14 protein-coding genes and 2 pseudogenes are annotated in these 13,446 nt (G+C 60.3%); 8 read left to right on the top strand and 8 right to left on the bottom strand.

Features of this window, described 5'->3' with window-relative positions:
* Positions 1-100 precede the first annotated feature (100 nt).
* The 3 genes from LDB26_RS00165 to LDB26_RS00155 all read right to left on the bottom strand — a co-directional run bounded on the left by LDB26_RS00165 (position 101) and on the right by LDB26_RS00155 (position 2,141).
* Positions 101-286 carry a hypothetical protein gene (locus LDB26_RS00165; RefSeq protein ID WP_373886143.1) on the bottom strand — a complete coding sequence of 62 codons (186 nt, stop codon included), beginning with the start codon at positions 284-286 and terminating at the stop codon, positions 101-103.
* 54 nt (positions 287-340) lie between these two features.
* Positions 341-559 carry a M10 family metallopeptidase C-terminal domain-containing protein gene (locus LDB26_RS00160; protein ID WP_257539606.1) on the bottom strand — a complete coding sequence of 73 codons (219 nt, stop codon included), beginning with the start codon at positions 557-559 and terminating at the stop codon, positions 341-343.
* 277 nt (positions 560-836) lie between these two features.
* The gene (locus LDB26_RS00155; RefSeq protein WP_257539605.1) at positions 837-2,141 is read right to left on the bottom strand and encodes a FadR/GntR family transcriptional regulator; all 1,305 of its coding nucleotides are present in this window, start codon (positions 2,139-2,141) and stop codon (positions 837-839) included.
* Between the two features lie 22 nt (positions 2,142-2,163).
* Between LDB26_RS00155 and LDB26_RS00150 the strand changes: the two genes are divergently transcribed.
* From LDB26_RS00150 to LDB26_RS00140, 3 genes are all read left to right on the top strand, one after another.
* Complete coding sequence (locus tag LDB26_RS00150; RefSeq protein ID WP_306812071.1) at positions 2,164-3,828, top strand: amidase; 1,665 nt, start codon at positions 2,164-2,166, stop codon at positions 3,826-3,828.
* Between the two features lie 133 nt (positions 3,829-3,961).
* A complete protein-coding gene (locus LDB26_RS00145) occupies positions 3,962-4,519 on the top strand; it encodes a DUF736 family protein (RefSeq protein WP_257539604.1) in 558 nt (185 codons plus the stop codon).
* 1 nt (position 4,520) lies between these two features.
* Positions 4,521-4,655 carry an AlpA family transcriptional regulator gene (locus LDB26_RS00140; protein ID WP_306812044.1) on the top strand — a complete coding sequence of 45 codons (135 nt, stop codon included), beginning with the start codon at positions 4,521-4,523 and terminating at the stop codon, positions 4,653-4,655.
* Between the two features lie 111 nt (positions 4,656-4,766).
* Here the strand turns inward: LDB26_RS00140 and LDB26_RS00135 are convergent, their stop codons facing one another.
* Entirely contained in the window at positions 4,767-5,033 is a 267-nt protein-coding gene (locus LDB26_RS00135) for a hypothetical protein (RefSeq protein ID WP_257539602.1), read from the bottom strand.
* A 452-nt stretch (positions 5,034-5,485) separates the two neighbouring features.
* Here LDB26_RS00135 and LDB26_RS00130 point away from each other — a divergent pair, with 452 nt between their 5' ends.
* Positions 5,486-7,660, top strand: a complete 2,175-nt coding sequence (locus LDB26_RS00130; protein ID WP_257539601.1) for a bifunctional diguanylate cyclase/phosphodiesterase — start codon at positions 5,486-5,488, stop codon at positions 7,658-7,660.
* A gap of 101 nt (positions 7,661-7,761) precedes the next feature.
* On the opposite strand, the pseudogene LDB26_RS00125 reads toward LDB26_RS00130, so the two are convergent.
* The 3 genes and pseudogenes from LDB26_RS00125 to LDB26_RS00115 form a co-directional block, all read right to left on the bottom strand.
* Positions 7,762-8,453 (bottom strand): annotated as a pseudogene (locus LDB26_RS00125) (response regulator).
* Positions 8,454-8,462: 9 nt separating this feature from the next.
* A complete protein-coding gene (gene kdpC / locus LDB26_RS00120; protein ID WP_062062787.1) occupies positions 8,463-9,050 on the bottom strand; it encodes a potassium-transporting ATPase subunit KdpC in 588 nt (195 codons plus the stop codon).
* 11 nt (positions 9,051-9,061) lie between these two features.
* Positions 9,062-9,286 (bottom strand): annotated as a pseudogene (locus tag LDB26_RS00115) (potassium-transporting ATPase subunit B); the annotation flags it as partial.
* Between LDB26_RS00115 and LDB26_RS00110 the strand changes: the two are divergent.
* The 4 genes from LDB26_RS00110 to LDB26_RS00095 all read left to right on the top strand — a co-directional run bounded on the left by LDB26_RS00110 (position 9,246) and on the right by LDB26_RS00095 (position 13,067).
* Entirely contained in the window at positions 9,246-10,034 is a 789-nt protein-coding gene (locus LDB26_RS00110) for a hypothetical protein (RefSeq protein WP_257539600.1), read from the top strand. The pseudogene LDB26_RS00115 and the gene LDB26_RS00110 sit on opposite strands and share 41 nt — an antisense overlap.
* Before the next feature lie 10 nt (positions 10,035-10,044).
* Positions 10,045-10,302 (top strand): hypothetical protein, encoded by a 258-nt coding sequence (locus LDB26_RS00105; RefSeq protein ID WP_257539599.1) that lies wholly within the window; start codon positions 10,045-10,047, stop codon positions 10,300-10,302.
* Positions 10,303-10,463: 161 nt separating this feature from the next.
* Positions 10,464-11,660 carry a RepB family DNA primase gene (locus LDB26_RS00100; protein ID WP_257539598.1) on the top strand — a complete coding sequence of 399 codons (1,197 nt, stop codon included), beginning with the start codon at positions 10,464-10,466 and terminating at the stop codon, positions 11,658-11,660.
* 15 nt (positions 11,661-11,675) lie between these two features.
* The gene (locus LDB26_RS00095; protein WP_257539597.1) at positions 11,676-13,067 is read left to right on the top strand and encodes a tyrosine-type recombinase/integrase; all 1,392 of its coding nucleotides are present in this window, start codon (positions 11,676-11,678) and stop codon (positions 13,065-13,067) included.
* Here the strand turns inward: LDB26_RS00095 and LDB26_RS00090 are convergent.
* Complete coding sequence (locus tag LDB26_RS00090; RefSeq protein WP_257539596.1) at positions 13,064-13,432, bottom strand: hypothetical protein; 369 nt, start codon at positions 13,430-13,432, stop codon at positions 13,064-13,066. The genes LDB26_RS00095 and LDB26_RS00090 overlap by 4 nt on opposite strands.
* Between the last annotated feature and the right edge of the window lie 14 nt (positions 13,433-13,446).

The raw sequence follows: 13,446 nt of genomic DNA, 5'->3' as shown, positions 1-13,446 counted from the left end.
CAGGTTTGCACAAGCCGATTCTGGAACAGCCCAGTGGAGATGACGTTGCAATGACATGACCACGCACCGGCTGCATGGTCATGTTTTCACAGCCAAAAGATTACAAGCGTATTGAGATGGAAATCTTCACCGCCATCGGCAAATCCTGCGCCAGAAGGCTCGAAACGGTCGAGGTCCAGTAACGCTTGCCGGTGATATTCTCGGCATATACCCGCAGCGTCGTATCGCTGCCGAGTATATCGAAATTATAGCTCGCACCCAGATCGAAGGTTTCATAGCCGGGCACGAACGCCTGATTGAGCGCGTTTACGGCTCGGCGTCCGGCGTGGAAAATGCCGCCCTACACACGCAGGCCTTCGATCGTGGGGACACGGTATTCGAGAAACAAGGAGCCTGAGAATTTAGAAACATTCTCGATCCGTTTACCCACGACCGTCGCATTGCCGGACCGCTGTTCCGCATCCAACCACATGGCGCTGGCGGCAATTGACAGGTTGTGCGCCAACTCGCCAACGATACTGAATTCCACGCCTTTGTAGGCGGCCTTGGCGTCCTGCACGAAGAAATTGGCGCTGTTGAGATAAGCACGTTATCACCATGGCCTGGGCCATGCTGCACAGCTATGAGCGCTCATAAGGTCTCCTTACGAGCGCAGCTTCCCGGCGACCTCCTTACTTATCAAGGCGGCCCCTGCCGGAAGCTTACGGATAGCTTTTCGGGTGTCTGAAAACATGTGATATCCGACGGGCGGGCGCATTTGAGTTATTCGACCATATCGAGGACCAACGCGAATGATCAGCCTTTCAGGAGTTTCCCTTCAAATGTTGCCGCAAAGTTCACAACCATCGGCCAAACAACTGGCGAATAGCGCGCGCTGCAGCGGCCTGATCCTGAGCAGCGAGATGCGCCCTCAGTTGTTTGACAGCTCCCACATCTATCTGCTGCGGCCCTTCGCTTCCTTGATTCATCGCGAACATCGAGAGGAAGGTTGCCAGAGTGCGATTGCCGGATAGCACGGCGACGACGTTCGCCAACGACTTGAGTAGCCGACCGAGATCAGAGCCATCGCACAGCTCCTCGAGCCTATTGAAGGAGGCAGTGGTCGCCTGACAGAGGAGGTCTATATGAGTAAGGGAGCTTTTGGCGACTATGTGGGCGTAATTGTCGAACGACGCGCCTTGCCCGTTCAACCAGGACGCGATCATCTGCTCAGCGCGGATCCCATCGGGGCTGGCGACATAGATACCACCACCAGAGCCACGCCGCGATGTCACGGCGGGATGTTCCTCGAGCAATCGGAGCGCTTGGCGCCATGTGCCCCGCGCTACGCCGAACCTACTCAGCAATTCAGGTTCGGTGCCGAGGAAGGTACCCGAGGGCAGGCTGCGCGTGCGGATTTCGTCAATGATCTGGCGGGCGAGCCATACCGGCCGGCTGGTGACGAAAGCGCCGTCGTCCGGCTTTCGGGGTGCCGATCGCCATTCTTCAAGCCTCTGGAACATTGCTGCTACATATGCATCGGCTATGCGGTTGGCTTCACCGCTATCGCCGGCAACTAACGCCTCCACCCATTGATCGGTCTTATCAGGCCGGTCGCTAGGGGACAGGTCCAAATATTCGAATGGGACCATGTTGCGAATGAAGCGCGTTGAGATTGCGTGGCTCAGAACGAGTAACGGATTTCCGGATAGTGACGCGATGTAATCCTCGCGTCGGATCGCAGCTTGGCTCCGTGCCAGTTGATCGGGTGCTGCGTGGCAATCCTGCTGCAGGTGTCGCAGGTGATAGGCTTCCTCGAGCGTCATTCTTTTGCTGGCGGCATTGAAGGTCATTGTCCGGAACAGCGCCTGCGTGGTGGCCAGATCGTTCAGTTGGATCCCATCGAGCTCCCATAAGGTCGCAACGTAGCCAGCAACAGTTTCGAGTGAGGTCTTCCGCACGTAAATGCCACCGGAGGTACCGCGTTTCGTGCTCACGATGTCGCGGGCTTCGAGTATCCGAGTCGCCTGGCGCAATACCGCCGGCGTCACCAAGAAACGTGTGCACAGCTCCCGCTCGGTGCCAAGCAGCGCGCCGTTCGCCAGCGAATGCTCGGCGATCTCCTTCTCGATACGTGCCGCCAGCGCGCTGCCCGCCGTCATCCGCCTTTCCCTTCCAGCTTTCATGTCCGGAATCCCTAGCTCAATAGCACCCCGGCTGCCATCAACTCACCGCAATAGGACCATATATTTTCAACGGGATCATATTTGGGTGGCTTCACCCATTGACTCCGGGGTCAGTTTGGCAAATAACCGGGCAAATAGGATCATATATAAAAGGTGGGCAATGCAGGTTGATCGACGGACCCTGTTGCAGGGCGCCTGTGTGGCCGCTGTGGCGGGAGCGGTGAGCGTACGGGCTGCCGCGGGAGAAATCGCAGAACTGACGTGGACCCCGGCATGGAAGCTGGTGGACATGATCAAGAGGAAGACCATCTCGCCCGTCGAACTCACCAAACATTATCTTGCGAGGATCGATCGCATCAATCCGAAGATCAACGCCTATGTCACGGTGGATCATGAGGGCGCTCTCGTGCAGGCGAAGGTGGCCGAACAAGCCGTCATGCGCGGCGATGCTCTTGGTGCTTTGCATGGCATCCCGATCTCGATCAAGGATCTGGCCCTCACCAAAGGACTGTGCAGCACCGACGGCTCTCTGATCTTCAAGGATCGCATTCCCGACCATGACGACATCTTCGTCGCTCGGCTCCGTAAGGCCGGCGTCGTCATTCTCGGCAAGAACAACACGCCCGAATTCGGCAAGTTCGCGCGCTCGATGAACCGGGTCATAGGCGAGACTCGCAATCCCTGGGATACACGCCGTATCACAGGTGCATCGAGCGGCGGTGCCGGTGCCGCATCGGCAGCAGGCATCTCGCCCTTTGCCATTGCAAGCGACGGCGGCGGCTCGACAAGGATCCCGGCCCATTTCAACGGCGTATTCGGTCTTCAACCAAGCCCAGGCCGGCTGCCGCTGCTGGAGCCGATTCTGGCCGGCCCCCAACAAGCATCGTTCGGGCCGATGACGCTCGATGTGATGGATGCCGCAATCATAATGAATGCAATGGCTGGCCCTGATCCGCGCGACCCGAGCGCCATCCAGACGCCTACGCCCGATTTTACCGCTGGGCTTAACGACGGCATCAAGGGCTTCAAGATCGCCTGGAGCGACGATTTCGGGCATATCCCGATCCTCGATCTGCGCGTGTTGAAGACGCAAAAATCGTCCGCCTACCTGCTGGAGCGCGCGGGTGCGACGGTCGAGGATCCGGCCATCAAGCTGTATGATTTCTTCGAGCCTTGGGCAATCAGCAATGCGGCGCTGGGCAGCGTCGCCAAAATTCGGGGTTTCTCCGAGGAACAGAAGGCACTGATATCGCCGCCGGTCGCCCAAACCATGCTGCGCGACCGCCCCATTCCGACAGCGGACGACATCGCCAAGGCCGAGCGAGTCCGCGCGGATATCAGAACCCGTTTCGAAGCATTGTTCGACCGCTACGACGTCATTTGCACTCCGATATCGACGACCATCGCACCGATCGCGCCCGCTGGATGGGAGCAGCCCTATGCCGATCCGACCTATGGCGCGCAATTCGGCACACCCTATACGCATGTCGTGAATTTCCTCGGGCTCACCGCTGCTTCGGTTCCCTGCGGCTTCGTCGACGGTTTGCCCGTGGGTTTACAGGTGATCGCGCGCCGGATGAACGAGACCAAGGCATTCCGTGTCGCGCAGGCGCTTGCCCTCCTGCAGCCGTGGGACAGTAAGCATCCCGCGCTAGCGATCTGACTAATTCACCCGCCGGAAACCGTAGGCTCGAATTTCATCAGACGGAACAGTTAAGTTCCGTCAGCAATCACGCCTGTCCGCAATGGCTGAGAACAAGGACCAGTTTCGACACTCAAAAAAACAGGGGGCGTATATGCAAAAATCGGATCTTCGCCTTATTGTTTCCCGCACCGCAGTGCTTGTCGCGATGATAGAAGCACCATCGGCGGTGCTTGCCCAATCCCAGCCGCGGCCCTCAAGTCTGTCGTCTCCGTCGGAAACCGCCGCCGAAAACGTTTCGAGAGACGAGATCATCGTCACGGCCCGTAAACGCAACGAATCTTTTCAATCCGTGCCGGTGGCCGTAGCGGGCTTTAGCGCCGAGGCGCTGCGGCAGAAGACGAAAGGCGGCTGGGACGGCGACATCGATACGCTCCCCGTACAAAAACGCCGAATCAGGCTGGTGCCGAACGACAACCGCGAGAGCGATGAAACCCCTGCGTTTCGCGTGATGCCGGGATGGAACCCCATAGGCGATGCGTGGGAGAAGAAATCCCGCAGCGATCCCGCGCGCGATTATGTGCGCGTTGAGATCGACGATCCGTTTTATCCGCTCAAGGCTATATTGCTCCCCGACGCGGAAGGTATGACCGCGCAGATGGTATTGCCCTTTACCTATCCGCCAGCCGTTCGCTCGAACATGGCGGGGTAGGATGGATGACATGGCAGAGTTTACCGATCCCCCCGAACGGCTCTTGAAACTTGCCGAGGTCACTCGGCGCGTCGGCCTCGGAAAGTCTATGATCTATCGGCTGATCGTCCAGGGGCGTTTTTCGGCCCCCCTATAAATATCATCCTATGCCTCCCGTTGGAGCGAGCATGAGATTGTCGCGTGGATCGACACAGTGAAAGACGGATTTGAAGGGAAGCGCCGCAAGTTCTGGTAGCTGGTTCGGATGCTATCGAGATTGGATGAGCGCCGTGTGATGCTTCGCGGCAGGAATCATCCGTTCGTTGAGCTTGAGAAGCTTGGTCAACGCTTCGGCAAAGCGAATTTGGTCAGCACCAGAAAGGCGCAAAACACTGTCTTTTGGCGGCGTGACTTTGATCTTGCCGCACTGCAAAGCGTGTCCCGATTTCACTTGCGGGTATATCGTGGGTTCGATTACCATGCCCCCCGCCGAAGCCTGACGGCAAGTATCGGTTTTATGATAAAAAAACACCACGTGGTCTTTTTCGTGGTCTGGCCGGTGAGGGGCTGATCGAAATAGGTTGAAAATCAACCGATTATTGGTTCAGCTCGAATCCCTCCCGCTCCGCCAACCAACAGGCAATGCTTATCTTCCCCATGCAGTCGGATGCTGAATATTCTTTCCTCCGACCGGAAGTTTGTTGCAGCGCGGTCCTGCATGGCATCCCCCATCCATAGGATCGCCGATCTCGATTTTCGCGATATCGCAAGAGGCTTGGTCCCGTTTTCATCGGAGGTTGTTAACTATTGGACGATAGGCTTTTCAAAGCAGTAATATGAGCTTGGATTGGGATGCATTTGCGACGGTTACCTGTTAACAGGTTGACGGCATGGCTTTTGGGTTCACGGTTGGTCGTTCCCGAATCCGTCGCGGTTCAGCTGAGGAACGGCCTGTTTGCGTCGGTTCCCATCTTTCTAGGCGGCATCATGAACATCGCAGCGGTTGCCACCGTCGCGGTATGGCGTCATCCCTCACCTGCGTTCATCGGCTGGCTGCTGTTTGAGATCATGCTTGGCGCGATTCGCCTGGCTGTCCTCGTTCACGGTCGGCGCGTCATCCGGACCGGACGGACACCACCACTGTTGCTGCTGTCCGCTCTATTGTCCTGTGCCTGGGCCAGCTCGGTAGGATTCGGCACATATCTTTGCCTCACAAGTGGCGACTGGGTCTTGGCGACGATAGCATGCCTGTCGGCCGCGGCGATGGTGTGCGGCATATGTTTGAGGAATTTCGGCACGCCAAGGCTGGCGGCGATGATGGTCTTCATGGCGTTGCTGCCCTGTGTCGTTGCGGGATTTCTGACAGCCGAACCGGTCATGCCGATCATTAGCGTGCAGCTGCCGATATTCTTCCTGACGATCTTTTCAGCATCATTCTCGTTGCACCAGATGATGGTGTCACGAATGATCGCATTGAACGATCTTCAGCGCAGCGAGTCCTTGAATCAGACCATCCTGCAAGCCAGTCCCGATTACACGCTCATCCTTGACGCGACGAATAGGATCATCTTCTGCAACCAGCCCAATTCGGTCGATTACGATCAAGATACGCTGATCGGCCGGGAATGGTTGAGCCTGCTGCCCGAAGAAGATCAGGCATTGGGCGTCCGCGCCCTTGAACGCGCCAAGACTGGTAAATCGGCAAATCTGGTCACCCACCACTTCGATGCAAGTGGCGGGAAGCATTGGCTCGACATCATCATCAACCAGATTTGCGACGGCTCCGGACGCCTGATCATGGTGGCGCGAGACATCACGCATCAGAAGAAATCCGAGGAGGAGGCCATCTGGATGGCGCAGCATGATGCGCTGACAGGCCTGCCGAACAGGGCCGTGCTCCAGGATCGTCTGGACAGGATGCTCAATAACGCCGATCACGCGATGGTAGGCGCCCTGCTCATCGTCGATGTCGACAATTTCAAATCGGTCAACGACACGCTGGGTCACGACGCAGGCGACGCACTGCTCTGCGCTTTCGCCGATCATCTCCGCGCGGCGGTAGCCGGCGATGAGATTGTCGCGAGGACCGGCGGAGATGAATTCGCGCTCATCCTGACTGCCCGATCGGCGACGGCGGTCGATCGCACGGCGCAGATGATATTCGACCGGTTGCGCCAACCGTTCGTTCATGGCGGCCGCTTGATCGATTGCAGCGCCAGCATCGGCGCAAGCTTCATCCCGCGAGACGGCAGACTGCGTTCGGAAATCATGAAGGCAGCCGATATCGCGCTTTATGCCGCGAAAGCCGGCGGCAGAGCGCAACTGCGGATTTTCGAACCTGCGATGATGGTCGAGGTCGACAGGCACCAGGCCATGATCGCGTCAGCGCGCTATGCGCTCCAGTGCGATACCATCATTCCCCACTATCAACCCAAGGTTTCGCTCCGCACGTCGCAGGTCGTCGGCTTCGAAGCCCTCCTGCGGTGGAGGGATCGCGACGGCGAACTACAGCATCCGGGTCTTATTCAGGCCGCATTCGACGACTCCGCCCTGAGCGGTCCCCTGAGCGAACGGATGCTGGAAAGAATTCTGGACGATGTCGAGCGTTGGGTGCAGGCCGGAATCGCATTTGGCCATGTCGCAATCAACGTTACCGCCGCAGACTTCCGAAGGGGTGGCTTTGTCGAAACCATCCTGCTTCGGCTGGACGCAAGAGGCGTTCCGCCATCATGCATTCAGATCGAAGTAACGGAAACCGTGTTCCTGGGCCAAAGCGCCGACGGCGTCAAAGACGCGCTGCGGCAGCTTAGCGATCACGGCATCCGTATCGCCCTCGATGATTTCGGCACAGGTTATGCCTCGCTGTCTCATCTCAACCAGTTTCCCGTCGATCTGCTCAAAATCGACCGTTCCTTTATCGAGAAAATCGGATCGAATCCGGATGCTGAAGCCATTTCGGCAACGGTCATCAACCTTGGGCATTGCCTTGGCCTCGAAGTCGTGGCGGAGGGCGTCGAAACTGTGGATCAGGAAGCGCACCTTATGGGCATGGGCTGCGATACCGCGCAGGGCTTCCTTTATTCCAAAGCCATGCCGATGGAAGATGTCGCGACATTTCTGGCGTTCAGGAATACGCCTCCCCGCCAGATGCACAGAGCCTGACCGACAGGATCGGATGCGCGTATCGGCCGCAAATGATGACGAAGATGAGAACTGGCTGATTATCGTCTGAAATAGCGAAGGGGCATATTGCCTCTGCGCGACTAGCCTCTGGCCGATAAACGATAGCCTACGGCCAGCTCATTGACGATCAAACGCGGGCGGGATGGGTCGGGTTCCAGCTTCTGGCGCAGGCCGCGTACCGCGATACGGAGATAATCGACGCGATCCTCCTGTGCAGCTCCCCAAACCGCGCGGAGCAATTGTGCATGACTCACCACCCGATCGGGGCGTCGGCTTAGTTCGGCAAGCACGCCGTATTCCTTGGGCGTAAGGTGAACGTCCTGGCCGTCGCGCTCGACCCGGCGATGCGCGAGGTCGATCCGCACGTCGCCCGTTTCGATCACCCGCTCCGTCTCCTGGTCGGGAGTGCGATGACGCATGGCCGTGCGGATGCGGGCCAGCAGTTCCTCGGTATCGAAAGGCTTGGTCAGATAGTCGTCCGCGCCAAGATCGAGGGCCGCCACTTTCTCCGCCGTGTCCTCCCGCGCTGAAACGACAATCAGCGTCGCATTCGACCGGCTGCGCATCGCTGGATCAATTCCAGCCCATCACGATCGGGAAGGCCAAGATCGAGCAGCACCACATCGGGCTTCTCGATGTCCAGCAATGAAAGCCCCTCGCGCGCGCTCGTCGCCTCCACGACGCCGTGACCGGCGCGCTGAACAGCCGCGCGCAATAGTCGCCGAATATGGGCGTCATCTTCGACAATCAGGATTTTCGCGACCGATGCCATAGCCCGAGATTAGTTGCCCTTCGTCTCCCCGTCGAGCGCGCGATTGAGCGCGAGAACATTGACGCGAGGCTCGCCGATGAATCCTAGAAGGGGGTATTCGATCTGCGCCTGGACCAACGCGCGCACTTGTTCGGCCGGCAAGCCCCGCACCTTGGCGACGCGATCGACCTGATACAAGGCCGCCTCGGGACTGATATGGGGGTCGAGTCCCGAGGCGGAGGTCGTCACCAGATCGGGCGGGACGGGGCGACCCGGTGCGATGGCGGCAAGCGCTTGCGCTTCATTGCGAACACGCTCGGCCAGCACCTTGCTGGCGGGGCCAAGATTGGAACCTGCGGAGGCGGCGGCATCATAGCCCCTCGCACCGGCGGCGGAGGGTCGTCCGTGGAAATAGCGGTCACTGGCAAATGCCTGTCCGATGAGCGCAGAGCCGATAACTCGGTCGTCTTCGCGGACCAGGCTGCCGTTTGCCTGATAGGGGAAGAGCGCCTGACCTATGCCGGTGAGCGCCATTGGATAGGCAAGGCCCAGCAGCAGTGCGAAGAGCAAGGTGAGCACCAGCGCGGGGCGCAATGCGGAACGAAGGTCGGAAAGCATTGGAACGATCCTCAAGCGAGATGGAGGCCGGACACGGCTAGGTCGATCAGCTTGATGCCGACAAAGGGCGCGACCAGGCCGCCGAGGCCATAGATGGACAGATTGCGAGCGAGCAACGGTCCCGCTGCCATCGGCCGGTAGCGCACGCCTTTCAGCGCCAGCGGCACCAGCAGCGGTATAATGAGCGCGTTGAAGATGATCGCGGACAACACCGCGCTCTGCGGCGTCTCCAACCCGCACATCGACCGGGAGAGCTATCGCCGGCAGCTCCTCGCCTCGACGGGGAGCGACCGGGCGCTGGCGGACGCATGGCTGGCGGGCAAGTGGGACGTGCTGGGTGGCGTCATGTTCGACGTGTTCGACCCCGCCGTGCATATCATCAAGCGTCCCACCTATGCCGAGTATCGGATGATTATCGGCGCGGACTGGGGCACCGCCGCGCCCGCGACCGGCATCCTCTTGGGCAGGTTGAGGGAGCCGCTGGGCCACTTGCGGCAGGGCGACATCATCGCGCTGGACGAGACGGACACGGCGGACCCCGCCGACCTCTCGCTGGGCACCGGGGCCAGCGTCCATACATGGGCGGAGCAGCTCCCCGAGATGATGGCCCGCAACGGGCGGCGCGGCGTGGTCGTCGTCACCGACGACGCGCGCGGGCTTAACGGCGACACGGTCGTCCGCGAGCTGGTCAACTGCCAGATCAGCGCACATCGCCCGCACCGCAAGGATCGCGTCGGCACGTGGACGCTCATTCGCTCCATGCTCCAGGCGGCGGCGGACGGCTCCGACCGACCGGCGCTGTGGATCACCGACCGCTGCCCGCACCTCATTGACACCCTGCCGGAGGCCCCGCGCGGCACACTCCGGCCCGAGGACATCGACCCCAAGTGGCCGCGCGACCACTGGCTGGACGGCCTCGGCTACGGCCTGCGGGAGCTGCACCAGCACCGCGTCGGCCATGGCCGGGCCATCGGCCTGTTCTAGGAGGAAGCACATGACAGAGAAGGCACCCATCGACGCCGCGCTGGCAGTCCGCGGACGCCCCCCGGCGCGCCCGGTCCCGGCGCGGAGCAACCGCGACATCACCGTGCCCATCGACCACCACCCCGGCACCATTCAGGGCGAGGGCGCGAGCGCTCAGTCCGCCCGCGCGGCGATGACGGCGATGCACGACGCATGGACGCGGATCGCAGAGGCGGCGGACAGCAACATCGATCCACCCCGGCTCGCAAATATGCCTCGGCTTTCTTGACCAGCCGACCAGTGTTTGGGTCAGCCTCATCCAGCTTCTTGATCGTAAGTGCGTGGTCGCCCTTTAGGTCGTATGCCTTGTTCACGATTTGCACAAACAGCGCCGGGTCAAAGAAGTCCTCAATGTCGGCCTCTTCCTTGTTCGCGATCTCTGTGGCGAGAATGATTCGCTCTTTCCCCGAAAAGATCGCGTATTGGTACTGGCTGTTCACCATTGACCACGACCTCGAGCCCGAGCCGTTCATCGAGTTCCTCGCCCGGCGGGAACGCGGTTTGAAGCGGGAGCCGGGAGAACGGGAGAAGGAACGGGGCCTGAAATCACGCCGGGGGCATACCTCTCAATGGCAGGGTCTCCGGGCGGCCGCGTTCGTTCTGCTCGACTGGCACGATGCCCAAGAGGGGGAGGACGTGCGCGACATGGCCGTGCTGCACGTGGACATTGATCCTAGGAAAGGCGAGGACCCGGCCGCCGCCCGCGCCGCTGCGATCGCTCGACTGGACGCCTTCTCGCCCCCACCCTCCATCGTGATCGACAGCGGCGGCGGGGTGCAGGCGCTGTGGCTGCTGGATGAGCCGTTATTCATCGGCGGCCACGTTCCACGGGCCGAGGAAGCGGAATGTTACAATCGGCACCTTGAAATCGCGTTCGAGGCCGATAGCTGCCACAATGTTGATCGTATCCTCCGCCTCCCCGGCACAATAAACTGGAAGCGTAAGCCCGGGCGGGAGCCCCGGCTGGCGAACCTGCTCCAATTTCATAATGAGCGGGTCTATTCGCTGGCAGAATTCACCGCCGCGCAGCCTAGGAATGTCGCTCCGACAACCGGACAGGCTACGGTCCAGCTAGATGGCATCCCGGCCCCTCTCGCCAGCCTAGACGAGCTTCCCCCGGCCGTGACGCCGCGCACCCGAATGCTGATCGTGCAGGGGTGCGACCCGGACGATGAGCTTCGGTATGATTCCCGGTCTGAGGTGACGTTCGCTGTTGTCTGCGAGATGGTGCGCGCGGGCTGCAAGGATGAGCAAATCGCCGCCGTGCTTCTCGACCCGGACATGGGCATCTCTGCCCACACGATGGCGCAGAAGCGGCCACTGGACTATGCCGCCCGGCAGATCGCGCGGGCGCGGGCCGAGGTTGATGAGCCGATGCTCGCTCGGCTGAATGCCGACCATGCGGTGATCGAGCTGTATGGTGGCAAGACCAAGGTGGTGTCGTGGGAGCCCAGCGAGATTGACCCCAGCCGTAAGGAGATCATGGCGCAATCGTTTGACGACTTCCGCAATCGCTACATGAATGTCCCCGTCCAGACCGGCACGGATAAGGACGGCAACCCGAAATACACGCCCGCCGGGAAGTAGTGGCTGGAGCACCGAATGCGGCGGCAGTATCGCAGTGTCGTGTTCCGGCCGAATGGTCCCGTGGACGAACGCGAGTGGAACATCTGGCAGGGACTGGCGGTGAAGCCGGAGCCGGGCGAATGGCCGCTGCTGCGCCGCCTGATAGTCGAGGGCTTGGCCGGGGGTGACGAACATCTGGCGGACTATATCATCCGATGGTCCGCATACGGGGTCCAGCACCCTGAGAAGCCTGCCGAGGTGGCCCTGACATTCATCGGCGGCAAGGGAACCGGAAAGAGCACGTTCGGTCGCATCATGTGCCGGATATTCGGCCAGCACGGCATTGCCGTGGCCGGAGAGAAGAGCCTGACGGGCAACTTCAACAAGCATCTGCACGGCTGCGCCAGGCGCAACGCTCGTGTCATGCTCGGTGAGGTCGCCAAAGGCGCGGACCCGATCGAAGAGATCAAACAGCAACCAGTTGGCCATACCATCGGCGAGATATGCGACTGGTATCTGGAGCGCGCCGAGGCCGGTAAGATCATTGGTCGCAGTCGCAAGGCGATTAAGCCATCGACCTTGGCGATGGACCGCAGCCGCATTGAATCCCATATTCGACCGTTGCTTGGTCATCGCATCATCGAGACACTCAAGTTGGGGGATATCGAAGCGGCCCAGGCCGACATCGCGGCAGGTGCGACTTCAAAACCCCGGGTTGGAAGCCGTGGCGGCGCGACAAAAGGCGGCGATGGCGTGGCTGCCCGGACGATGTCCACCCTGCATTCTATCCTGGAGCATGCCGTTCGACTTGGGGAAATTGAGAAGAATCCTGCCCGGGGCATCCGCCGGATTGCTAGCGCACCGCGGATGAGATGGCTCTCCCAGGCGGAAATCCGCAAGCTCGGCGCCGCACTCCGGGAGGCGGAGGATGACCTGGAGCATCCCAAGGGGATCGCGGTCATCCGGCTGTTGCTACTGACGGGGTTTCGGCGCCTTGAGGCGTTGGGGCTTGAACGGAAATGGCTGCTGGAAGAGGAGAACGCAGTTCACTTCGCGACAACGAAAACAGGTGCACAGCGCAGGGTTATTGGCGCAGCGGCCGTCAACCTCCTTCTGACCCAACCTGACACCGGGTCGAAGTTCTTTTTTCCGGCTGATTGGGGTGACGGTCATTTCATCGGAGTGGTCCGCGTACTCGATCGTGTCTGCTACAAGGCAGGCCTTGAGGATGTGACCCCACATGTGCTCAGGCACACGTTTGCCAGTATAGCGGGCGGTCTCGGCTACTCGGAACTGACGATCGCCGCACTGCTCGGCCATGCCTCGCGCGGCATTACTCAGCGCTACATCCACATAGATGAGCCGCTTCGAGCAGCAGCGACAGCCGTTTCCGATCACATCAGCCGCCTGCTTGATGGCAAGGGCTAATTGCGCGCCTTGTCGATCGCGGCGACCACATCCACCAATTGTTCCCTGAGCCCCAGGATTCCGACGGCTAACACCAGATCGGGACGGTCTGCCATTTCCAGCACAGCCTTGAGGACGATGTTGGAATGCCGCATCAGAACGACCAGATTGTCGGAACTGGGGCCGTTCTTGCCATCGAACCAGTTACGCACCGCCCGCTCATTTGAATGCGTCAGGCGGGCAACTGTCTTGACCGCCGATGGCGTTGCACCAAATTCTGCCCGTAGTGCCGCCGCAATCACTTGAGCCAGTGAATCTGGCGTTATCGCAGGAAAAGTTTTTCCTGATTCTGACTGAATCTTTCGGTCCTTCTTGGTGAACGACATTCGCCCCTCCTCCC

The organism is Sphingobium sp. CFD-1, from assembly GCF_024611115.1.
Classification (GTDB): domain Bacteria; phylum Pseudomonadota; class Alphaproteobacteria; order Sphingomonadales; family Sphingomonadaceae; genus Sphingobium; species Sphingobium baderi_A.
Note: the sequence above shows the minus strand (reverse complement) of the source record. Positions and strands in the feature narration are given on the sequence as shown.

Bases quoted from the DNA above. Each gene is read 5' to 3' on its own strand.
- LDB26_RS00150 (WP_306812071.1), top strand. From the start codon at position 2,164: ATGTCCGGAATCCCTAGCTCAATAGCACCCCGGCTGCCATCAACTCAC.
- LDB26_RS00110 (WP_257539600.1), top strand. From the start codon at position 9,246: ATGATCGCGGACAACACCGCGCTCTGCGGCGTCTCCAACCCGCACATC.
- LDB26_RS00140 (WP_306812044.1), top strand. From the start codon at position 4,521: ATGGATGACATGGCAGAGTTTACCGATCCCCCCGAACGGCTCTTGAAA.
- LDB26_RS00100 (WP_257539598.1), top strand. From the start codon at position 10,464: ATGATTCGCTCTTTCCCCGAAAAGATCGCGTATTGGTACTGGCTGTTC.
- LDB26_RS00145 (WP_257539604.1), top strand. From the start codon at position 3,962: ATGCAAAAATCGGATCTTCGCCTTATTGTTTCCCGCACCGCAGTGCTT.
- LDB26_RS00155 (WP_257539605.1), bottom strand. From the start codon at position 2,141: ATGACGGCGGGCAGCGCGCTGGCGGCACGTATCGAGAAGGAGATCGCC.
- LDB26_RS00095 (WP_257539597.1), top strand. From the start codon at position 11,676: ATGCGGCGGCAGTATCGCAGTGTCGTGTTCCGGCCGAATGGTCCCGTG.
- LDB26_RS00105 (WP_257539599.1), top strand. From the start codon at position 10,045: ATGACAGAGAAGGCACCCATCGACGCCGCGCTGGCAGTCCGCGGACGC.
- LDB26_RS00090 (WP_257539596.1), bottom strand. From the start codon at position 13,432: ATGTCGTTCACCAAGAAGGACCGAAAGATTCAGTCAGAATCAGGAAAA.
- kdpC (WP_062062787.1), bottom strand. From the start codon at position 9,050: ATGCTTTCCGACCTTCGTTCCGCATTGCGCCCCGCGCTGGTGCTCACC.
- LDB26_RS00130 (WP_257539601.1), top strand. From the start codon at position 5,486: ATGAACATCGCAGCGGTTGCCACCGTCGCGGTATGGCGTCATCCCTCA.